General features: G+C 44.8%; 18 protein-coding genes. 11 read left to right on the forward strand and 7 right to left on the reverse strand.

Annotated features, from left to right (window positions below):
- Nucleotides 1-201 precede the first annotated feature (201 nt).
- Together AC3AQ9_RS15320 and AC3AQ9_RS15325 are read left to right on the forward strand one after the other, a co-directional pair.
- Nucleotides 202-1362 carry a CaiB/BaiF CoA transferase family protein gene (locus tag AC3AQ9_RS15320; RefSeq protein WP_488308360.1) on the forward strand — a complete coding sequence of 387 codons (1161 nt, stop codon included), beginning with the start codon at nucleotides 202-204 and terminating at the stop codon, nucleotides 1360-1362.
- 17 nt (nucleotides 1363-1379) lie between these two features.
- On the forward strand, nucleotides 1380-2585 hold the full coding sequence (locus AC3AQ9_RS15325) for an acyl-CoA dehydrogenase family protein (RefSeq protein ID WP_488308361.1): 1206 nt from the start codon (nucleotides 1380-1382) through the stop codon (nucleotides 2583-2585).
- 135 nt (nucleotides 2586-2720) lie between these two features.
- On the opposite strand, the gene AC3AQ9_RS15330 is transcribed toward AC3AQ9_RS15325, so the two are convergent.
- Nucleotides 2721-3098, reverse strand: a complete 378-nt coding sequence (locus tag AC3AQ9_RS15330; protein WP_488308362.1) for a YidH family protein — start codon at nucleotides 3096-3098, stop codon at nucleotides 2721-2723.
- 355 nt (nucleotides 3099-3453) lie between these two features.
- Complete coding sequence (locus AC3AQ9_RS15335; protein WP_488308363.1) at nucleotides 3454-3930, reverse strand: SRPBCC family protein; 477 nt, start codon at nucleotides 3928-3930, stop codon at nucleotides 3454-3456.
- A gap of 233 nt (nucleotides 3931-4163) precedes the next feature.
- Here AC3AQ9_RS15335 and AC3AQ9_RS15340 point away from each other — a divergent pair, with 233 nt between their 5' ends.
- The 3 genes from AC3AQ9_RS15340 to AC3AQ9_RS15350 all read left to right on the forward strand — a co-directional run bounded on the left by AC3AQ9_RS15340 (nucleotide 4164) and on the right by AC3AQ9_RS15350 (nucleotide 6689).
- Entirely contained in the window at nucleotides 4164-4478 is a 315-nt protein-coding gene (locus tag AC3AQ9_RS15340) for a TM2 domain-containing protein (protein ID WP_488308364.1), read from the forward strand.
- A 144-nt stretch (nucleotides 4479-4622) separates the two neighbouring features.
- On the forward strand, nucleotides 4623-5531 hold the full coding sequence (locus AC3AQ9_RS15345) for a hypothetical protein (RefSeq protein ID WP_488308365.1): 909 nt from the start codon (nucleotides 4623-4625) through the stop codon (nucleotides 5529-5531).
- A 255-nt stretch (nucleotides 5532-5786) separates the two neighbouring features.
- Nucleotides 5787-6689 (forward strand): alpha/beta hydrolase, encoded by a 903-nt coding sequence (locus tag AC3AQ9_RS15350; protein WP_488308366.1) that lies wholly within the window; start codon nucleotides 5787-5789, stop codon nucleotides 6687-6689.
- A 340-nt stretch (nucleotides 6690-7029) separates the two neighbouring features.
- Here the strand turns inward: AC3AQ9_RS15350 and AC3AQ9_RS15355 are convergent, their stop codons facing one another.
- The gene (locus tag AC3AQ9_RS15355; RefSeq protein ID WP_488308367.1) at nucleotides 7030-7506 is read right to left on the reverse strand and encodes an SRPBCC domain-containing protein; all 477 of its coding nucleotides are present in this window, start codon (nucleotides 7504-7506) and stop codon (nucleotides 7030-7032) included.
- A 147-nt stretch (nucleotides 7507-7653) separates the two neighbouring features.
- Nucleotides 7654-8238 carry a sugar O-acetyltransferase gene (locus AC3AQ9_RS15360; protein ID WP_488308368.1) on the reverse strand — a complete coding sequence of 195 codons (585 nt, stop codon included), beginning with the start codon at nucleotides 8236-8238 and terminating at the stop codon, nucleotides 7654-7656.
- 218 nt (nucleotides 8239-8456) lie between these two features.
- Here AC3AQ9_RS15360 and AC3AQ9_RS15365 point away from each other — a divergent pair, with 218 nt between their 5' ends.
- From AC3AQ9_RS15365 to AC3AQ9_RS15375, 3 genes are all read left to right on the forward strand, one after another.
- A complete protein-coding gene (locus AC3AQ9_RS15365; RefSeq protein ID WP_488308369.1) occupies nucleotides 8457-9353 on the forward strand; it encodes a LysR family transcriptional regulator in 897 nt (298 codons plus the stop codon).
- Nucleotides 9354-9819: 466 nt separating this feature from the next.
- Nucleotides 9820-13590, forward strand: a complete 3771-nt coding sequence (locus AC3AQ9_RS15370) for a DEAD/DEAH box helicase (protein WP_488308370.1) — start codon at nucleotides 9820-9822, stop codon at nucleotides 13588-13590.
- Nucleotides 13591-13594: 4 nt separating this feature from the next.
- Nucleotides 13595-14359, forward strand: coding sequence for a hypothetical protein (locus AC3AQ9_RS15375; RefSeq protein WP_488308371.1), 765 nt, complete (start codon nucleotides 13595-13597; stop codon nucleotides 14357-14359).
- 66 nt (nucleotides 14360-14425) lie between these two features.
- Here the strand turns inward: AC3AQ9_RS15375 and AC3AQ9_RS15380 are convergent, their stop codons facing one another.
- Entirely contained in the window at nucleotides 14426-15307 is an 882-nt protein-coding gene (locus AC3AQ9_RS15380; RefSeq protein WP_488308372.1) for a LysR family transcriptional regulator, read from the reverse strand.
- A 343-nt stretch (nucleotides 15308-15650) separates the two neighbouring features.
- Here AC3AQ9_RS15380 and AC3AQ9_RS15385 point away from each other — a divergent pair, with 343 nt between their 5' ends.
- Together AC3AQ9_RS15385 and AC3AQ9_RS15390 are read left to right on the forward strand one after the other, a co-directional pair.
- Entirely contained in the window at nucleotides 15651-16970 is a 1320-nt protein-coding gene (locus tag AC3AQ9_RS15385) for a GntP family permease (protein WP_488308373.1), read from the forward strand.
- Between the two features lie 73 nt (nucleotides 16971-17043).
- Entirely contained in the window at nucleotides 17044-17877 is an 834-nt protein-coding gene (locus tag AC3AQ9_RS15390) for an NAD(P)-dependent oxidoreductase (protein ID WP_488308374.1), read from the forward strand.
- Nucleotides 17878-18023: 146 nt separating this feature from the next.
- Here AC3AQ9_RS15390 and AC3AQ9_RS15395 read toward each other — a convergent pair whose 3' ends face one another.
- Nucleotides 18024-18770, reverse strand: coding sequence for an IclR family transcriptional regulator (locus AC3AQ9_RS15395; protein WP_488308375.1), 747 nt, complete (start codon nucleotides 18768-18770; stop codon nucleotides 18024-18026).
- A gap of 496 nt (nucleotides 18771-19266) precedes the next feature.
- On the opposite strand from AC3AQ9_RS15395, the gene AC3AQ9_RS15400 reads away from it, so the two are divergent.
- On the forward strand, nucleotides 19267-20625 hold the full coding sequence (locus AC3AQ9_RS15400) for an MFS transporter (protein WP_488308376.1): 1359 nt from the start codon (nucleotides 19267-19269) through the stop codon (nucleotides 20623-20625).
- Between the two features lie 46 nt (nucleotides 20626-20671).
- On the opposite strand, the gene AC3AQ9_RS15405 is transcribed toward AC3AQ9_RS15400, so the two are convergent.
- Nucleotides 20672-21235 carry a DUF4256 domain-containing protein gene (locus AC3AQ9_RS15405; protein WP_488308377.1) on the reverse strand — a complete coding sequence of 188 codons (564 nt, stop codon included), beginning with the start codon at nucleotides 21233-21235 and terminating at the stop codon, nucleotides 20672-20674.
- Nucleotides 21236-21287: the final 52 nt, after the last annotated feature.

The following is a 21287-nucleotide window of genomic DNA, read 5'->3' on the forward strand; positions in this document are numbered from 1 at the left end:
ATGAAAAGTACGAATCATGCCGAAACGCGAACGCGTTCGTCCCGCATGATCAAGTATTAGCTTTATAACCCCATACTGCCTAGTCTGCCGAAAACCTCTTCCAGGTTTATCGCCACAGATAAAAGCCAGTTCAATTTTGACCAACAGCTTGCTGTAGTCTCTTTGAACTGGCTTTTTTGTTGTCATGAAAGGAGTGAATTTATGTCTGGAGCATTAGAGAACGTCAAAGTCCTCGATTTATCGCGTGTACTGGCAGGTCCCTATTGCACGATGATCTTAGGCGATCTCGGAGCAGAAGTCCTGAAAGTGGAAGCGCCGGGCGGAAGTGATGAAACCCGATGGTGGGGCCCTCCCTTCAAGGAAGATGTGAGTGCTTACTATCTCAGTGCCAATCGAAACAAAAAAGCCATCACAGTGGATCTGAGAACGGAAGAAGGCGTAGAAATCGTTAAAACGCTGGTTTCGGAAAGCGATGTGGTGATCAATAATTTCAAAGCCGGAAAAATGGAAAGCTTCGGGCTGGGGTATGAGACATTGGCGGAGCTGAATCCGCGCCTCGTTTATTGTTCGATTACCGGGTTCGGGGAGACAGGGCCCGAGCGGGATATGCCCGGCTATGATTTTATCATCCAAGCCATGAGCGGGTTAATGAGCATAACTGGAACGAAAGAATCTGGCCCGCAAAAGTCGGGGGTGGCGATTGTCGATGTATTGACAGGATTGTATGCGTGCATCGGCATCCAGGCAGCCTTACTGGAACGGACCGTTTCGGGGAAAGGGCAGAAGCTCGACATTTCCCTTTATGATTCTGCGGTAAGCGCTTTGATCAATATTGGCAGCAATTACTTGATGTCAGAAAAAATTCCGACGGCTCTTGGAAATTCCCATGCCAATATTGTTCCGTATCAAACATTCCGTACTGCTGACGGCGAGATGGTGATTGCAGTCGGAAACGACCATCAATTCGCGGCGCTGTGCAAGGTTCTCGGGAAACCGGAGCTTGCCTTGGATGACAAGTACAAATCGAATCCGGTGCGTGTAGAGAATCGGGAGCAGCTGATTCCAATTCTTCAAGAGCAATTAATGACGGAGAAAACAGCTTTTTGGCAAGAGCAGCTGAAAAGATGCAATGTTCCAAGCGGGCCCATCCAGAACTTGGAGGACGTTGTAAATGACAAGCAGCTTCAATCACGGAACATGTTCATCGAACACGAGCATCCGACAGCTGGCCGCATCAAAATGATCGGCAGTCCGCTGAAATTGTCCAGAACACCCGTGGAAATTAAACGCCATCCGCCGATGCCAGGAGAACACAATGAAGAAGTATTCAACCGGTTGAATAACATGAAAAAATACATTTGATAAGGGAGAGAAAACAGATGAACTTTAACTTTACTCAAGAACAGGAATTATTGCGCAGCGCTACCCGGAATTTTGTCGACAAGGAAATCATGCCGTATATCGAAGAATGGGACCGCGAAGGGCAATCGGACCCGGCCATTTATTCCAAACTTGCAGAACTTGGACTGATGGGTGTATGCATTCCGGAACAATATGGCGGCAGCGGGATGGATTATAATTCATTGGCCATCGTCTGTGAAGAATTGGAGCGCGGCGATACGACTTTCCGGACAGCGGTTTCGGTCCACATCGGATTGAACAGCATGACCCTTCTTCAATGGGGTACCGAAGAACAGAAACAGAAGTACTTGACGCCGCAAGCCAGAGGAGAAAAAATCGGGGCATTTGGATTGACCGAGCCTGGCGCTGGATCAGACGTGGCCGCGATGCAGACGACTGCCAAGAAAGATGGCGACCACTATATTTTGAATGGCCAGAAAACCTGGATTTCATTATGCGACGTGGCAGACCATTTCCTGGTTTTCGCTTATACAGGTGACCGTTCAGAGAAGCATAAAGGGATTTCGGCATTTATTGTAGAACGGACATGGGAAGGTTTTTCATCCAAAGCAATCAAAGGGAAACACGGCATCCGGGCAGGCAATACAGGGGAATTGTTCTTCGAGGACGTCAAAGTGCCGAAAGAGAATTTGCTTGGCGAAGAAGGGGAAGGCTTTAAAATCGCGATGGCGGCACTCGATAATGGCCGCTTTACTGTAGCAGCAGGAGCGGTAGGGCAAATCATGGCTTGCTTGGAGGCGAGTGTCAGTTATTGCCACGAACGCGAAACCTTCGGAAAAGAGATTGGCAGACACCAGCTTGTCCAGCAGATGATTGCCAAAATGGAAGCAGGCTATCAAATGAGCCGCCTTCTTGTGTACCGGGCCGGCGAATTGAAAAACGAAGGCAAGCGCAATACGAGAGAAACGTCATTGGCCAAATGGCAAGCTTGCGATTTTGCCAACCAAGCCGCCGACGACGCTTTCCAGATCCACGGCGCTTACGGCTATTCAGACCAATACCCGGTCAGCCGCTTTTTGCGGAATTCCAAAGCGCCGGTCATTTATGAAGGGACACGTGAAATCCATACCATTATGCAGGCGGAGTATGTCCTGGGCTATAAGGAAGACAAACCGCTCGGAAAGACGCTTCCGGCTTGGCAAGACGATTCTGTAATGATTTAATCTGGTTCAAGCAATAGGTCAGGCAAGTGAAAGAAGACTCCTTTAGCCGAAAGATATTCTTTTCGGGGCTAAAGGAGTCTTTATAAAGTCGCCTCAAGAGAGCGAAGTTGAACCTGTGAGGGGCTAGCGGGCGGCTTACATTATCATAAAGAAATAAACGATGACCATAATGACCATGATGATTAACATAGAGGAAATCAGCGTGATGCGCATATTCGAGGGGATGAAAGTCTCGTTGATCAGCTGCTCGCGTTTCTTATTATAGTTTTGTGTTGCCGAGAATATGATGGTGAGGCCGAAAATACAGGCAAAAATGCCAAGCGCAATGGTGAAGAAATCGACAAATGGGTTGCGTGTAGCACCCATCGTGAAATGCAGGCTGGTCGCGAGGAAGCCGACGCCAACGATAGAAATGGCGGTACGGATCCATGCTAAATAGGTTCGTTCATTGGCGAGATGCTGCTGTGTATAGCTAAGCTGGTTTTTTTCTTTTTGGTCAGACTGCCGTGACATTGGTTTCCCTCCTTCTGGCAATGATTATTTCTGGAACTTCAACACGTTTTGTTGAAGTATAGGCGCATTTTAAGGAACTGCACATTTTTAAATGATTCGGGCTTATACGGCACTTCATAATCCCTACATTATCATATCTTCTGTTTCAGCTGTATTTTTACTCCTTACAGTGTCCTGGAATTGCCTGGCCGATAGGCGCAGCATTTAGCAAACGGGAAGGGAATGCAAAAACCAACCGCCATTCCTGTTTCGGCATGGTGGTTGGTTTACATTATCTGTATTGGTTCTTGACTAAATCAAATATATCCGTTTTTTCAAATACGCTTCTGGAGCAAGGACGGCCACTGTAATGACGCTATTTTTCAATAAAGCTGGCGAGATTCTCAAGGGAGGAATTCAAACCGGCATCATGGTCCTCTTTCCGTATCCCTGGAGGCACGTTTTCACATATGATTGTGACCTTAGTTCCTGCTGAAACGGCTTCCAAATACCACGTCTGGACCATCTCGCCTGAAAACGCCGGATCTTCAGAATCAAAGTTTCCGGAACAGACAATTTTAGTGTCCGGCACCAACGCCAAAAACTTTCCTTCGGTTACGTCCGTATTTTCCGAAGTCTTTCCAAGGGTCGAGTGATCTGTTTCGTACGTGAGGGTCATCCGATAAGTTCCGCCTTCGCGCGGTTCAAAGACGTCCATATGGGCCGACATTCCTGTTGGCGGAAGCCAGAAACTCAAAGATTCAGGGTTTATGAATGCTTGGTAGATAGCATTTGGCGCTGCCTTAATCACCCGGGAAGCGGAATCGATTCTGTAGCTCGATGGAGTTGCCAAATTTAAAACCTCCTGATTGAGTTTTTTGCTTGTAAATTTTTCGGGAAATTAATAACTGTGTACGATTTGTACAGCCATTTTTAAATTCATTGTAAACATATTAATGCTCCTACACACTATATGTCACTTTTAAGAGATTAAAAGATAATTTTTTGTTACTTTTGATATAGACTAAAAGGTTTATTTATTGTAATATATAGGAAAAATAGTAAGATGAGAGATGAGGATTTGAAATGACAACGTACAATTCTAGTATTCAAAGCAAGCAGGGGCTTACAAGTGAGCAGTTATTAATCATTCAACAGGAAATGGAAACAAAAGCTAAAAAACCATTGATTGCCTATCTATTGTGGTTTTTCTTAGGAGGAGTTGGGGGTCATCGCTTTTATCTTGGCAATATTGGCATGGGAGTCTGCATGATTCTTTTTGGCTGGATGACGCTTTTCATTTGGCCGCTTGTAGATGTTTTTTTCATCGGAGGACGCATTAGAGCCATTAATGAACAAGTGGAAATAAATGCAATCAACCAAGTAAAATCTTTTAACTGAAAATTCTTAGGCTAAAATCCATTGAGAAAAGCGTGACCGAAATCTTTTCGGCACGTTTTTCTTTATGATTTCTTGAAAGAAAAATATACAAAGCCTGCTATGTTAAGTGATGACAAAATCCATTAGTTAGAAAGAGGACTGAAGATGAAAATCAAAACCATGACAAAAAATATTGTCTTATTCAGCACGATCACAAGTGTGACTTTGACTGGCGGAGTGGGAAGTGCCTTTGCTGCAGAAACGCCGGCCAACTTCAATATCCAATTTGACGAAGCGCAGCATATTGAGCAGGATGCCAAGTATTCGAAAAAAGTGATGAGAGCGGTCCGGGTTAGTTTGGGAGTGGATGCGAAATCCACTCAACTTGATGGCGTAATTCAAAAGATGCCGAAGGTAAACGTCATGGACCATTACTTAGCTTCATTTGGTAAAAAAGTCAAAGGCAATGAAGTCCGTCTGGCAGTAAAAGAAATTTTTGATATTGACCTGAACTATGTTTCGAAGATGGATTATGGCAGCAAACTGGCTAGCTATCCTACAGCTGTGATGGAAAGCTTGCGCGTTTCCCGGAATGAAGAACCGACATCGGCTAGGCAAGACGCGCGGATTATGAAAATGACGAAGAATGAAGTGATGGACCGCTATCTGAAAGAACAGGATTACGCACTTACTGGAGCGGAGAACCGCACGCTAATCAATCAAATCTTCGGCGTTAATCTGGATGGCATTTCTACCTTGGAACATATGCAATTAGCGGTTAGCTCAAAAGGGCAATGGATTGTGAAAAGTGAAACAGATTTATTCGTTTTGGAATCCAGTCTGGATGATGTGGATGTTTCTATCTACACGACACCTTATTTTGAAAAAGTGACAGGCAGCGACCAACTGCCGGAGCCATTAAAAACGAAATTAATGGACCTTGGCTTTACGCATGACGAAGAAGCGAATCTGCTGTACTACAAGAATCCGAACGGCGAGTCCGTGCCGGATGCATTCAAAGGCCAAGTGATGGGAATTCTTATTGGCACGATTATGACGGATTATAAGAACTGATAGAGGGAAATTACGAAGGACGAGGAGGAGACTCTTGGTCCTTTTTCTGTTCATTTTTTTATTGATCAGGACGGGAGATAAAGACACTATTTTATAATGAAAATGATTTACAAGATATGTAATAAAAAGCTTTATTTGATTGACCCCCATAAAAAACAATGCTATATATATTAAATATCTGATTATTCAGATAAATTAACGAGAGAGAATTTATATTTTACTTTGGGAAATAAAAAATTTCATAGGAGGGATGTAATGAACGTTGTCAAAAAAGACGTTACGTTCGCAAGTGAAGGATTGAATTGTAAGGGGTGGCTGTATCTTTCGGAAGGAGACGAATTGGGTAAAAAACCAGCCATTGTAATGGCGCATGGTTTTAATGCAGTGAAAGAGATGCATTTAAAGAACTTTGCTGAACCATTTGCAGAAGCAGGTTTTGTCGTATTAGTTTTTGATTACCGATTTATCGGGGAAAGCGAAGGAGAGCCAAGGCAGCATGTTATCCCTGTGGAGCAGCACAAAGATTATAGAAATGCGATCAGTTGGATATCGACCCATGACCAAGTAGATGAAAATCGAATCGGCATTTGGGGAGCGGGATACAGCGGAGCTCATGTCTTGCATTTGGCGGCGATAGATTCACGGGTGAAGGCGGTAGTAGCCCAAACACCTGTAGTGAACGGATGGAAGAGTGCTCAGCGATTGATGAGAAGTGATATATTCCAAGGATTCGTCCAGAATCTAAGCGCGTACCGATTAGCCCGTTATATGGGAGCAGAAATTCAGCGTGTTCCGGTAGTTGCGCCAGAAGGTGAAGTAAGTGCTTTGCCAATTCCTGATGCTTTTGAGTGGTTTACTGAAACCGGAAACACCATTGCACCGAACTGGGAAAATGAGGTTACGCTCGAAACAATGGAAGCCCTTTTGGAATATAGCCCAAGCAGCACCATTGAAACCATTTCCCCGACGCCTTTACTCATGTTGGTCGCAGAAAATGATCTGTTGGCGCCGGCCGATTTATCCATGGAAGCTTTTCAAAAAGCACACGAACCTAAGGAATTAGTTGTTCTTTCCGGCGGCCATTATAGCGCTTATACAGAGCCGGGATTGACAGATTCTCTTCCGCCGCAAGTGGAGTGGTTCAAGAAATATTTATAAGACAGATTAAAGGGATCCAATCATTGGCCATACCTAAAAAAGATGTCGCCTTCGACTTCATCGAAGGCGGCATCTTTTTTTTTAACTGCAATGGCAAATAGTCGGATAACCAAAAAGGAATAGCCGAGTGGTGCCGAATTTCTTTAAAGAGCGAACGGCATAACATGCATAACCAGGATGATGTTTTTGCCGTAATATTCTTTTAGCCAGTCCTCTATTTTAGCCGTATAGCGTTTCTTCAAGGCAGCGGCAGAGTCTTCGGCATAGACATTATGATTAGTGTCGCTTCATAGGAAATGGTATTCAGTTTATTCATAAAGCCATCAAAATAGATGCCAATTTATTTTTCAATAAAGCTGGCGAGATTTTCAAGGGTGGAATTCAAGCCGGCATCATGGTCTTCTTTCCGTATCCCTGCAGGAACGTTTTCACATATGATCGTCACCTTGGTTCCTTCTGAAACAGCTTCCAAGTACCAGGTCTGGATCATCACTCCGGAGAATGCCGGATCTTCAGAGTCAAAGTTCCCGGCCATCACAATTTTTGTGTCTGGCACGAGCTCCAGAAATTTCCCTTGAGTAACGTCCGTATTTTCCGAAGTCTTTCCAGGGTTCGAGTGATCGGTTTCGTACGTGAGGGTCATTCGGTAAGTTCCGCCTTCGCGCGGTTCAAACACATCCATATGAAGCGACATCCCTTTGGGCGGAAGCCATGAGCTCAAGGATTCAGGGTTCATGAACGCACGGTAAATCACTTCTGGCGGCGCCATGATTACTCGTGAAGCGGAATCGATTCGATTGCTTGACGGACTTGTCATGATTAAAACCTCCTGATTGAATTTAAGGTAGTATACCCTCTTTGAATCGGAAACTATTCTAAACGATTCTAAAAATACCGTGTTTGCTGCTGTTCTAAGAAAAAACCCCGATTTCTCCTGGAAGAGATGGAGAAATCGGGGTTTGCCTTATTGCTCACTACTATTGTCAATTGTTTTCATCAGCTTCGCCGGCACTCCCGCCACTACGCTGTTCGGAGGGACATCTTTCGTCACGACTGCTCCAGCGGCGATAACGGAATTGGCGCCGATTGTCACGCCGGGCAGGATGGTTGCGTTTGATCCAATCCAGGCATTCTCGCCGATGACCACAGGCGAGGAGTAGGTGGTATTCCGGGTTTTTAAAGGCAGTCCGTGATTCAGTGTAGCGATGTTGACATTCATGCCGATTTGCGAGCCGCTGCCGATCTGGATTCCGCCCCGGTCCTGGAACGAGCAGCCGGTGTTGAAAAAGACGTTTTTTCCGATGGTGATGTTTTTGCCGAAGTCGGTATAGAACGGCGGGAAACACATAAACGACGGATCCACGATGCTGGCGGTCAGTTCACTGAAAATCTCCACGATCTCTTCTTTGGAATGATAGGAAGTGTTCAGTTCCATGGTTATCCTTTGGGCTTCAAAGCTGCATTGCACCAATAATCCATATAATTCCTGATCGTCGGCTGGGATGGAGTTGCCTTTTCGGCAAAAGTCGATAAACTCATTCATATCCATTGTTAGTGCCACCTTTCATTTATCAATTCATACTCGCTGCAAAGCCGGGCGTTTCTATCCGATATAATGGCGATTACTTTATCGTTAATTGCCACCTGTAATTCTTTCTTTAGGTTTATCTTTTTGATTTCATCATAAGGTGGTACGATTCAAATATCCAATACCTATATCAAATAATTTGCCATGCCTTTTGCGTATAGAAGAAAGGGGAGCTGTTCATGGAAATCCGGGTGCTGCGTTATTTTATTGCAGTAGCGAATGAAGCGAACATTTCGGCTGCGGCGAAGCAGCTGCATTTGTCGCAGCCGACATTATCCAGGCAATTGAAAGACTTTGAATCGGAACTGGGAACCGCTTTGTTCGTCAGGGGCAACCGAAAAATCACCTTGACGGAAGAAGGCATGTTCCTGCTGAAGAAAGCGAAGGAAATTGTGGAGCTGGCGGATAAGACCGAAGCCAATCTGAAGAGATCAAAAGAAATCATCAGTGGAGACATCTACATTGGCGCAGGCGAAACAGAGGCGATGCAGTTGATTGCCAAAGTATCCAAAGAACTGCTTGCGAATTATCCGGGTGTCCGGTTTCATCTTTACAGCGGGAATGCAGATGACATTGCCGGGAAATTGGACAGCGGATTATTGGACTTCGGAGTGGTCATCGAACCGACCGACAAGCAAAAATACGATTATATGAAACTGCCAGCCACAGATGTTTGGGGTGTATTGATGCGGAAGGATAGCCCGTTGGCACAGAAGAAGGCCATCGAACCAGCAGATTTGGCCGACAAGCCGCTGCTGGTGTCACGCCAGACCGCCGTCAGCAACGAATTGACCGGATGGTTCGGCCAGGACATAGAAGACTTGAATCTCGTCGCGACCTACAACTTGATCTACAATGCTGCCCTCATGGTGGAGGAGAATGTCGGCTATGCCTTATGCCTTGATAAATTGGTCAATACATCAGGAACCAGCAAGCTCAGCTTCAAGCCGTTGAGCCCAAGGTTAGAAGCGAACTTGAATATTGTCTGGAAAAAGCACCAAGTCTTTTCGAATGCAGCTGCTAAGTTTCTGGAACAGCTTCGCATTGAGATTGCGGTATGCAGCAAACACCGATAGAAAGTCCGAAAACACCGATAGAAACTTTAGAAACGTCGATAGGAATCGAAGAAACACCGATAGAAATCAAAAATGTGTCGATAGAAACCATCAGAAACGCCGATAAAGCTTTGGGGCCTTGGCATTTTGCTTCAGCAAAATGCGGTTTGGGGTGCAGGAGCCTTTCGCCAAAGCGAAAGGCTCTTCCAAACAAGCTTTTGACCTTATTTTTAGGAACAGCTTATCTTAAAAACCTGCACTTATCCGGAAGAAAATGCCGTTATCTGCCGAAGATGGATGAGGGAATTTTCTGATGCAATTCAACGTATTTGCATCAATTTTTTAGAGCTTAACAAGCTAATTTTCAGCAATAGATGATATGATGATTAGATGAAAAAAAGATCGGGCCGATTTATTTAATCGTGTCCGGGTCTTAATAGAATGATTCAATAAGAGACTTCTTTAGTTTTACAGAACAGGTGATTAAATGGTTTTAGCAAAAGCAGATACATACAGAACTTCATTACGAATGACAAAGACCGCTTCGGAAAAAATGAGAGGGTTCGGTATTAGCGAACGCTCATTTTTTATGGCGAATCAGGCTTTTAACGTGTTTATCGAAAGGTATCCTTCCAGTCCGGATGCCTCTCTTTCGGTTGCTCTGATTTTTGATAAAGTGGAGAATTCCCGGTTAAGCGAGAAAGAGATAGATCAATTGATCGTCTTTCATTGCGTCGTCAAGAACCATCAATTGCTGGTGACGAATGTGACGCTCCGAAAAGTGTACGGAGCGCTCGGGACGAACTGGCAGCGCGAGGCATCCATCGTTTTCGATAACTCCCGGGACCCGGCTCCAGTGGCGCTTCTCAATGTGTTCAACCGCATGAAGCCGGCGAAGGAAAGTTCCGATTATGTGAAAAAGCGGATTTCCAGCTGGGAAGGCTATTTGAAGATCCAAGAGCGCGGCATGGATATTCCGGATATCAAGACGACGTATTCCAAATTGGCGTTCAGCCACGATTTCAGCCGCATTACATTGACCGGCTGCCAAATGAAAGACAATGAATGGAAAACGCTGAAAGGTTTGAGTGTGCGGCTTACCGGGATGGACGGTGATGTTGGAACGGTGATCAAAGCAGCAAACCGGACCGTTGAAATCGAGCTTCAACCCTACGTCATCAAACAGCTTCGCGAGAAAGAACATTCATTGAATAAAAGAGAAGTGGTGTTCAGCAATTTTGCAGCGCTCAGCCAAATCAGAAGGCTTCGCCAAGGATTCACCAATCTGGAAAAAGGCCTCGCAGTCAATCCGAACCTCGACCGCCTGCTGTTTGAAGAAAAGCCGCCGGTGCAGCCGCTCCGGAAAATAGAGCGGCTGGCGTTTCAAAGCCGGTTGAATGAGTTTCAGCAGCAAGCGGTTTCGGGTGCGATGGCGGCGGAAGATTTATACGTTATTCAAGGCCCGCCTGGTACAGGGAAAACCACAGTTATTGCAGAAATCTGTCTCCAAAATGCGAAAAAGGGATTGAAGACGCTTGTCGCTTCACAATCGAATTTAGCAGTCGATAATGCACTTGGCCGGTTGCTGGCCAATAAGGATATCCGGATTCTGCGTGTCGGCCGGACCGAGAGCATCGAAGAAGAAGGCAAAAAATTCATCGAAGAAAACGTCGGCCAGTACTGGAAAGACAATACTTTGAAAGAAATTTCAGCTCAATACGAAACGCGGAAAAACCGTGAATCCGAATTGGAAAAGGAACTGGCGGCAACGGAACAGGCTTATGAAAATCTGCAGCCGATTTACGAAAGTTTAGCAGCAGCCGTCGAAGAAAAGAAAAAAGCGCATGAGAAACATCGCGCAATCGAAAAGCTGCTGGAAGAAGAGCAGAACAAACTGAAGGCATTCGAGCTGGTGGAACAAAAGGCTATGGATGAGCAGCGGGAAATGACGCAAAAGCTGCAGGCGCTTGAGCAATTGCTTCACAAAGAACAATTCTTGATTGAAAACAAAAGCATCAAGTGGTTCGACGAAGAGCATAAACGAATTTCAGAAAAAATCCAACAGCTGGAACGTGCATTGCTGGCTAAAAAGCTGGAACAAGAACTGGCCGGTAAAAAGCGGGATATCGCTGCAATTGCGGATAAGCGCCAGCAAGTAACGGCGGTTATTGAGCAGAAGAATACTTTAGTGGAAGATGCGGAACGCGTGAAAAAAGTGGACGGTCTGATGCAACTGATGGCTGAGCAAAAAATAGAAGAAACACCCGCTATCACCTATTCACTCAATAAGTTAGAGACAATCCGTGAAAAGATGAACGAGTTTGAAAAATTGCGGAAATACAACGAATTGATTGCCGCTGCAATTTCCTATGTTGAGCAATTACTGGCGCCTTTCAATCCTTCTATCGATGAGATGAAGCAGCATGCTTTAGCAAAACCGGAAGCGTATCGTTCTTCTGAAATTGATTCTTTCCTCGAAAAGCTGAGGGAAGTGCTGAAGAGTCCGCGGCGCAGTGAGCCGGCTGTACTGGCAAAAGCACTCACCGGTTTGTACAAGCGGCAACAGAATCTGTGGCGAAGAGGCGCGAAGCTGAAATCTGCTGAAGCGTATATCGAAGATTCCAAACGGACTTTCCAGGAACTGCAAAAGGCTGTATGCGGAGAGCTGTTAAAACAGCAACAGCATTATCTCGAGTTGGACCGGAAGTGGCAGGCGGAACTGGAACGGAAGCAGCAGGAGCTCGCTCCGCTTGAACTGCAGTTTAAGCAAATGGCTGTTGAGGCCGATATGCCTGAAGATATTGAAGCAGCCATCCCTGAACATAAAGCTGGACTTGTTGAACTCCAAAAAGACAAAGCCTTGTATGAGCAGGCAGAGCAGCGGATAGCAGAACTTCAAAAGGACTGTGCACAAGAAACAGCGGCTTTAGAGAAAAATAAAATCACAATAGCCGGAATAAAGGCTGAAACCGATCAATTGCAAGAACAAATGGCAATGAAAGAAAAAGAAGCGGCCGCTTTAAAGGAAATTCTTTCTTCGAATCCTGAAATTGAATATGAAGAAGCGGCGAAAAAAATCGTCAGCCTTTCATTTGATCAGGAATCCCTCAAACAGGAAAAGAAGAATCTGCCTTTGATGCAGTCCATCCAGAAGAAATGGCTGGATTTATTGAAAGATGCAAACAATCATGATTTGGACGAAATCCGTAAATTGTATATCAAGCATGCCAATGTCATCGGGACGACATGTGTCGCTTCTGCCCGCAAGGACTTTATCGACAATTACCCGGTATTTGATGTGGTGATCGTCGATGAAGTATCGAAAGCGACACCGCCGGAATTGTTGCTGCCGATGCTTAAGGCTAAGAAAATCATTTTGGTCGGGGACCATCATCAGTTGCCACCGCTTCTTGGAAATGACACTTTGGAAGAAACGCTCGAGGAAATGATCAAAGAAAACAGCGGCTTTGAAGAAAAGCGGGAGCTCGAGAAGCTCTTGGAAGAGTCGCTGTTTGAGCGTCTGTACAAGAACTTGCCGGAATCCAATAAGACGATGCTCGCAATTCAATACCGCATGCATGCAGATATCATGGAGACAATCTCGCCGTTTTATAAAGGGGAAAACATGCAATTGCAATGCGGGCTTCTGGATTCCGACCTGGAACGCGATCATTTCCTGGAATCGCCTTCAGTGAAGCGCAGCAACCATCTGATGTGGCTGGATTTGCCGAACGAAGCGGCGTATTTTGAAGAACGGATGAGCGGCGGCAAAAGCCTCTACAATCCATCGGAACTTCAGGAAATCAGTGCGCTGTTGGTGGAAATGAACGATGCAGTAGCTGAAGCGAAGCGGACAGGAAGAATAGCGGCAGACGAATTGAAAAGCGTCGGCGTCATCTCTTTCTACGGCGAACAAGTCAAGCGGCTGCAGCGCATGATCGATCAGGAACTGCGCTTGCCGCATTTGACGATCCGAACCGGAACCGTTGACCGCTTCCAGGGAAGCGAAATGGAAATCATCCTGCTCAGCATGGTGCGCAACAATCGAAACAACCACGGCGATATCGGATTTGCCAAAGATTACCGCCGCTTGAACGTGGCGTTGTCACGTGCCAAGCAATTATTGGTGCTCGTCGGCAGTTCCGAGATGTTCACGCAGCGTGCGAAAAAAGACGAAACGAAAAAAATGTACCGACATGTATTGGAAACCGTCAAACAGAAAAATGGCTTGAAGCTATTGCAAGGAAGTAAGGGGTGAGCGAATGGATCAACTAATAAAAGAACTGCGGTCGAGTCTGTTGGCAACTCCTGATGTATCCATTATAAAAGACCAGCTTTGGAAGCTGCCAATTGTGTCCTATGACGTAAGTTTTAACCGGGTAAAGCGATTGAAGATGGACATCTTGATGAAAATGCTGCTTTTTGCTTTTCAGGAATCGGATATCCGCAGGGCCGCCACTTTAGCAGAAATGCTGCTGGTGGAAGAACTGTTTGTCCGCGATTTGATCGACAAGATGCAGCGTGGCCAATTGATCCAGCTTGAAAAAGCGGGTTATAAACTGACGGCTAAAGGATATAGCTACTTGGAAAAAGGCATTTTTGATGAAGACATGGAAGGGGATCAAACCTTGATTTCCTATAGTGCCGTCCATGACAACTACCTGTTATCGGCAGGAACTATTGATTCGGAAGCTGAAGAGAAACTTCCGCTTTACCGCTATGATGCAGCAAAAGGAACTTTGAAAAAGGACCGCATGCAGCAGCTTCTTGCCAAGGAAATGGTGTATCCGGAAGAAGAAAGTTTTCAAATCATCGTGACAGACATTACAGCTTGCATTGAGCACAAAATGCACTGGATTCCGTGTATCGAATTTCAATTATATGATCAAAAGCAGGACGTCTTTTATGCCCGTGTCTGGAATACGCTGAAGGATAGCTGGGATGAGAGGGTTGCGAAGCAGATTGAAGAGCGCGAAGTGGTGAAATGGCGCAAAGCGATGGAGCAACGGGAATCTTCGTTAAAATGAATAACTATATATTATAAAGAGAGCTTTCATGGGGAATTTATTTCCGCTGAAAGCTCTTTTTTATATTTAAAAAGGTGCGTTATCCGATACATACTGGATGAATTCACGGACTGCAGGTGAAGGTTTTTTCTTCTTTTTGGATATGAGGCCCAGTTTCCAGGGGAAGATGGGATTAACGATGGGAATCGCTTTGATTAATTCTGGGTTGAATTTTTTCTCGATAGGTTTCGGACAAATTGAAACGCCCAAGTTTTCGCTAATCATCTCACTGATGAAGCCCCATTCGGAAATTTCATAAGCAATTTTTGGCTGAAAACCGGCTCGCTGGCATTCTTGGACAATCAAGCTATGAAAGAGTGCTTGTTTAAAAAGGATGAAGGTTTCATTTTCCAGCTCTTTCATTTCCACTTTTTCCTTCTGTGCGAAGGGATGGGAATGATGAACGAAAAGCGCCAGTTGTTCATCGACCAAAGGAACTGCATCGAACTCCTTGTCATCCACTGGCAGAATCACCACACCGAGATCCAATCTTCCGTCTCTAACATCCTGTTGAACTTTTTTCGAGTCATCTTCCGTAATTTTTAGTTTGATATCGGGATATAGACTATTAAACCCTTTAATGATTTTCGGGAAAAACAAAAACCCGATGACTGGCGGGATGCCGATTTTTATTTTTCCTTTTTTTAAGTTCATCAAATCGTAAAGGTTAACAGACAAATCATTCAGCGACTCCATAATCAGCTTGCCTTCAGCTAAAACAATTTCCCCCGCCTCTGTTAATTCAATTTTCTTTGTCGAACGATCAATCAGTTCAATATTCAATTCGTCTTCCAAGTCTTTGACTACTTTACTAAGGGTAGATTGTGACAAGTGGAGGGATTCGGACGCTTTCGTAAAACTTCTATATTTAGCTACTTCAATGAAGTAAGTGAGGTGGCGTATGTCCATCTTCAAAATCTCCTAACTATGATTAATATAGATAATTATCATTCTAAACATTCATTTTACTCATAATGAACGAAATTGTATACTATATGGGTCGTTGACAATTTAATTTAGCAATAAAAGAAACGGATGGTGAATGAATAAGATTTTTCAAAGAATTTCCGTTTTATTTTCATAAGGCGTAAAAGTGGATTCTGCATTGCATGGAGATATTATGGCACTTAAGAGTTAAATATCTTGAATTCGAGATATTTTGCCATAGAAGAAGAGAGTAAGCGTTGCGCGCGCATATTAAGCAAGTTTTCTTAGACAGGTAACTACTAAAAAGTAATGAGGTAGAAATTAAATGGATATATTAGGTTTGCTGGGAATTGGATTAGGGATCCTGACAATCATTCTCTTTATTGTGAAAAAGTTCAGCATCATCGTGGCAGCTCCTATTGCAACGATTGTCGTCCTGCTGTTCAGCGGAGTCCCGATACTGGAGACGGTATTCGGCAAAGAAAATTCCTATATGACGGCACTTGCCGGATTTATTGCGGCCAACTTCGCCATCTTCTTACTGGGGTCGATCTTGGCGAAATATATGGACAAGAGTGGGGCGACGGTATCGATCGCTGATAAAGTCTTGTCGGTCGTCGGAACAAAGAACCCGTACAATGCCTTGGTGGCGTTGTTCATCATTTCCGCCATCCTTACGTACGGCGGCATCAATGTCTTCGTCATCATCTTTGCGTTGATTCCGATGGCGAAGCCGATTTTCCAGCAGTTGAACATTTCCTGGAAATTGGTCATTATTCCGGTTTTCGGCGGTACATCGACGTTCACCATGACGATGCTGCCGGGGGCACCATCCTTGCACAATATTGTGCCATCAACCGGCTTAGGTACATCTCTGACAGCGGCACCGCTGATCGGGATTGTAACATCGATTGTTGCGATTGTCTTCATCCTGGTTTTCATGAAATGGTCGCTCAATAAGAGTTTGAAGAAGAACGAGACTTTTGAAGTGAAGGCAGGCGTTTTGAAAGATGAGGCGATTGTCGACCGTGAACTCCCTTCCTTCCTTGTCAGCTTGCTGCCGATTGTCACTTTGCTGGCCATCATCCTGATTTTCAGTTCAGTGAACAATATCATCATCGTGGCATTGATTGTGGCAATTTTACTAAGTGCGGTTTTATTCCGTAAACAAATCACTCAGCAACGGGAAGCGTTAAACGAAGGGGCTGCCGACTCTTTGGCATCTACAATTACGACTGGTAGTACCATCGCATTTGGGAGCATTACCACCAGTGTTCCGGCGTTTAAAGGCGTCTTCCGAATGATTCAATCGATTCCGGGGCCGCCGATCCTATCGCTGATGATCGGTACCGGATTGATCAGCGGGATTACGGCTTCTGCTGTTGGAGCAATCGGAATCGCGGTTCAGAACTTCGCGCCGATTTATCTGGAAATGGGCATGGATCCGGAAACGATCCACCGTACAATTGCTATTTCAGCAGGTGCATTGGCCATCGTTCCTTACTCTGGTTTCTTGATTATTTTCAACAGCTTAACAGGATTGCCAATGAAAGACACCTTCAAAAATGCCTTTATCAGTATTAACGTCACCCACTGGATTGCGCTTGCAGTGATTATTGTCATGACGCTTGTAGGCTTGGCTTAATCAAGAAACAGCAAGAACATTGGAACAATTGTTTACAAGAAAAATTTCAACACATTATTAGGAGGAATTCAACATGAGCAAAAAAATTGGATTTGTAGGACTAGGAACGATGGGCTTCCCAATGGCAGTGAACTTATTAAAAGCCGGTTTTGAAGTAATCGGTTATGACGCATTCCCAGCGGTTTATCCGAAAGCGGAAGCAGCAGGAATCACGATGGTTAAGACTTTGAAAGAAGTAGCGGAACAATCCGACGAAGCGATCATCTCGATGGTTCGCGACTATGCGCAGAATGTCGACATCATTTTTAGTGAAGGTGGCTTGTTATCGGCTCAACCGAAAAACAAAACCATTATTGTTATGAGCACATTGGATCCAGAGACGATGAATCAATTAAGCAAAAAGGTTGAAGAAGAAAGCGATTTGACATTGATTGATGCAGCAGTGAGCGGCGGTGCATCAGGTGCCCAAGCAGGTACATTGTCAATCATGACTTCCGGTTCAGAAGAAATCGTGAAATCGTTCCAGCCTTACTTTGATGCGGTTGGTTCGAATACATTCTATTATGGAGCAGAAGTCGGCAATAGCCAGGCAGCCAAATTGATCAACAATTTAATCCTCGGCATCAACATGAATGCCGTAGCAGAAGGCCTTAAATTAGGTGCACATTACAACTTGCCTGAAGAAGAAGTCTTGAACTTGTTGAAAGTCAGCACAGGCGACAGCTGGGTAGTACGCAATTGGAGCGATGTTTCTGAATGGACATCTGAAACTGCATTGGCTGTTTTGCTGAAAGACTTGATCGCGGCTTATGGCCAAGGGGTTAAACACAAGGTGCCAATGCCATTCAATGCTTTGTCGTCAACTCAATTATTTGCTTCGATGCAGAAAGAAAAGCCGAAAGCATAATGCTTCTGTCATTAAAGTGATCATTTTATAGAAAACAGTTATATGAAAAAACGCCACCTTCGATGGAATCATTTCGAAGGCGGCGTTTTATGTTTAAAGACGTTAATAGAAAACCTGCATCTTCCGTCCAGGAAAGATGCGGGTTTTTATGCTCTATAGCCGAATGCTTGGGAAACTTGTTTTTGCATGTCCAGTAAATAATGGCTGATGGGATCGTTGATGTCTTTCGGGATATCGGGCGTGAATCCGACCACTGTGATGGTTCCGATGAGCTCGTTATTATAAGACAGCACTGGAATCGAGACAGACGAAATAGAGGCCACTAATGGTTCGATGGCAAAAGCGATTTTTTCAGAAGCAATTTTCTTAAATTCTTCATCGCCGTCTTCCATGGCGGGTTCTGATGCTGTGCGCCAGTTTTCCGTAATTAATTTATTATGGAAAACATTATAGATTTTCCCGGAGGAAGAGTTCTTCGGCAGCACTGTGCCAATTTGCGCCCCGATATTCAAGGACTGACTTGGCTGCCAGATTTTCACGACGACCGGCCCGTTTGCTGTGGCGGAAGCAAGCAGCACCGTGCAATTGGTTTGCTGGCTGATGTTCTGTAAATAGGGATTGATGATTTCAGTGGCATCCTGGTTGCCGATAGCGCTGGCGCCGTAATGAATCAGTTTCGGTCCAAGGTGGAACAGTCCGGTGGAATTTTCCCGTATCACCAGTTCAAGTTGCGTCAATGTATTCATATATTTATATAAATTACTTTTAGTCATTTCCGCCTGTTCTTGAATTTCATTAAAACGCATCGGCTTTCCATTTGCTATAAGGATGTCTACAATCGCGATGCCGATTTTCAGCGATTGGATAGTGGCAGTGTCTTTCTGGATGTGCATTTTTTCAATCTTCTCCTTCAATGTCATTCCTTAAGTATACCAAAAAGACAGGATAGGACAAAAAACCTGTTTTATGAATAGAGAGAAAATTCTTTATTGACATCATATATCTATATAATATACTTATAGTGTACAAAGTGTCTTATTAGTGGAAATAACATTGAAAGCGCTTTAACACAATTCCAAATGAAATTTATTGGATTTACATGGGCAATGACAAAACTTTACCACTTATCAAAACCGGCGGAGCCAGTGAAGCTCGGCAACAGTTCTTGTTATGATGGCTGACAAGAGAACGCTTACATTAAATTGTTTAAAAATTCATTCATTTGTCAGCGGAGAAGAGAGAGGCAACCAATTTACACACTTACCGGCCATGTTGTTCGCAAGTCCGTTGATGATTGCTGCAACCGGAAGTTGCGTTGTCCAGAAGAGAGCAAGGGCGTCCAGTAAACGGAAGCCCTGCAGAGAACTGTTATATTAGGGAGGAATATTCTTGGCTAAAATTAATACGAATGAAGTGATCGACAACAGCAAATTCAACGGGTTCCATTGGACCTTGCTTTTATGGAGTTTCCTGATCATCGCTTTTGATGGCTACGATCTGGTGGTTTACGGTACTGTGGTACCGGTATTGATCGAGAACTGGAACCTGACTTCAGTGGAAGCCGGCGCAATGGGCAGTTATGGATTGTTCGGCATGATGTTCGGTGCAATTTTCTTTGGAACATTGGCGGACCGTGTGGGCCGCAAAAAAGTGGTGCTGCTGACGGTTATCCTTTTCAGTTTGTTTACAGTGCTATGCGGTTTCGCAAGTTCACCAACAGAGTTCTCAACTTACCGCTTTTTGGCAGGGCTAGGGCTGGGCGGCATCATGCCGAACATCATTGCTTTGCTGACGGACTACTCGCCTAAAAAGATGAAAAGCATGATGGTTTCCATCGTCTTGTGTGGCTATTCCGTGGGAGGAATTTTAGCGCCTCTCCTCGGTATTTACTTGATGCCGCAATTCGGCTGGGAATCGATTTTCTGGATTGCCGGGTTGCCGCTTCTGGCATTGCCGTTGATGTACAAGCAATTGCCGGAGACTGCCAGCCATTTGATCCGTACCGGCAATAAAAAAGAGCTTTTCCGGATCCTGAAAAAAGTGAGCCCGGAGTCGGAGTTCAATGAAAATGATGAAGTGCTGGAACTGGAAAAAGCGGACACGAAAGTACCGCTTGTCGGCTTGTTCAAAGACAAGCGCGGCTTGAGTACGGTCATGTTCTGGATTGCTTTCTTCTCTTGTTTATTGATGGTGTATGGATTAAATACATGGCTGCCTAAATTGATGATGGATGCAGGCTATGCATTGAATTCAAGTCTTGGCTTCCTTATCGCATTGCAAAGCGGCGCCATTATCGGAACTTTGATTATTGCGCGTCTTTGCGATAAATACGGCGCTAAAAAATTGCTTGTGCCGATGTACGCATCAGGCGCAGTCGTCCTGACTTTGCTTGGTTTCGGCGGCAATATTATCGTGATTTATATCTTGGTGGCAATTGCAGGAGCAGCAACAATCGGCTCACAAAATATTGTCCAGGCATATGTCTCGCAATACTACCCAGCTTATATCCGCTCGACTGCTCTGGGAACGGCATCCAGCATCGGCCGCATCGGGGGCATGCTCGGACCGGTTCTCGGCGGCTTCCTGTTATCAATCAGTTTGCCGATCCAGATGAATTTTATCGCTTTCGCGATTCCAGGATTGATTGCCGCGATTGCCTTGGCGATTGTCCCTGAAAAAGAGTCGTATGCGAAACAGAAAGATATAATGATACAAACTTCGCAAACAAGCGAGTCTTCTATATTATAGGAAAAAGCCGCATCCTTATTGGATGCGGCTTTTTTTGTATTTTGAATTAAACTCTCAAAGCGCCGCGGAATCCTCGGGCAGCATAATAGGAGTCTGCGCCGTTATGATACAAAAAGACTTGCCCGTAGCGAAGATCGCAGAAAAGGGCGCCGCCGCGTTCTCTGACCTGTTCGGGGGTTTGTACCCAACTTGAGGTTTTCATATCGAAATTCCCCAGTTTCTGGAGTGCGCGGTATTGTTCTTCTGACAACAGCTCGATTCCCATGTCCGTTGCCATGCCGATGGCGCTGTTTTCAGGTTTGTTTTTCTTGCGCGCTTCCAGTGCTTCCGGGTCATAGCAAACGCTTCTTCGGCCATTAGGGCTTTCCGCTGAACAATCAAAGAAAATATATTCATCCTTCGCTTTGTCGTAATCCACGACATCCGGTTCTCCACCTGTTCGTTCCATTTCATAAAGCGACCACAGTTTTTCCGGGTTTGCTTCCAGCTTAGCTTGGATGTTAGCCCATTCCAGCCATTCATGGCGAGTGATGTTATTCTCGAAACGGTCTTTCAAAACATTCATTAATTCTTCGCGCTGGTCTGGTGATAATTCGTTTGTCTTTGTCATGGCGATTTCCTCCTTCGGTTTTGTACATATTGGTAATGGTTTAAGTATATCT

Source organism: Planococcus sp. VCh962 (genome assembly GCF_057748275.1).

Excerpts from the sequence above, each read along its gene's own strand:
- AC3AQ9_RS15320 (WP_488308360.1), top strand. The coding sequence starts at position 202 with ATGTCTGGAGCATTAGAGAACGTCAAAGTCCTCGATTTATCGCGTGTA.
- AC3AQ9_RS15325 (WP_488308361.1), top strand. The coding sequence starts at position 1,380 with ATGAACTTTAACTTTACTCAAGAACAGGAATTATTGCGCAGCGCTACC.
- AC3AQ9_RS15330 (WP_488308362.1), bottom strand. The coding sequence starts at position 3,098 with ATGTCACGGCAGTCTGACCAAAAAGAAAAAAACCAGCTTAGCTATACA.
- AC3AQ9_RS15340 (WP_488308364.1), top strand. The coding sequence starts at position 4,164 with ATGACAACGTACAATTCTAGTATTCAAAGCAAGCAGGGGCTTACAAGT.
- AC3AQ9_RS15345 (WP_488308365.1), top strand. The coding sequence starts at position 4,623 with ATGAAAATCAAAACCATGACAAAAAATATTGTCTTATTCAGCACGATC.
- AC3AQ9_RS15350 (WP_488308366.1), top strand. The coding sequence starts at position 5,787 with ATGAACGTTGTCAAAAAAGACGTTACGTTCGCAAGTGAAGGATTGAAT.
- AC3AQ9_RS15355 (WP_488308367.1), bottom strand. The coding sequence starts at position 7,506 with ATGACAAGTCCGTCAAGCAATCGAATCGATTCCGCTTCACGAGTAATC.
- AC3AQ9_RS15360 (WP_488308368.1), bottom strand. The coding sequence starts at position 8,238 with ATGGATATGAATGAGTTTATCGACTTTTGCCGAAAAGGCAACTCCATC.
- AC3AQ9_RS15365 (WP_488308369.1), top strand. The coding sequence starts at position 8,457 with ATGGAAATCCGGGTGCTGCGTTATTTTATTGCAGTAGCGAATGAAGCG.
- AC3AQ9_RS15370 (WP_488308370.1), top strand. The coding sequence starts at position 9,820 with ATGGTTTTAGCAAAAGCAGATACATACAGAACTTCATTACGAATGACA.
- AC3AQ9_RS15375 (WP_488308371.1), top strand. The coding sequence starts at position 13,595 with ATGGATCAACTAATAAAAGAACTGCGGTCGAGTCTGTTGGCAACTCCT.
- AC3AQ9_RS15380 (WP_488308372.1), bottom strand. The coding sequence starts at position 15,307 with ATGGACATACGCCACCTCACTTACTTCATTGAAGTAGCTAAATATAGA.
- AC3AQ9_RS15385 (WP_488308373.1), top strand. The coding sequence starts at position 15,651 with ATGGATATATTAGGTTTGCTGGGAATTGGATTAGGGATCCTGACAATC.
- AC3AQ9_RS15390 (WP_488308374.1), top strand. The coding sequence starts at position 17,044 with ATGAGCAAAAAAATTGGATTTGTAGGACTAGGAACGATGGGCTTCCCA.
- AC3AQ9_RS15395 (WP_488308375.1), bottom strand. The coding sequence starts at position 18,770 with ATGCACATCCAGAAAGACACTGCCACTATCCAATCGCTGAAAATCGGC.
- AC3AQ9_RS15405 (WP_488308377.1), bottom strand. The coding sequence starts at position 21,235 with ATGACAAAGACAAACGAATTATCACCAGACCAGCGCGAAGAATTAATG.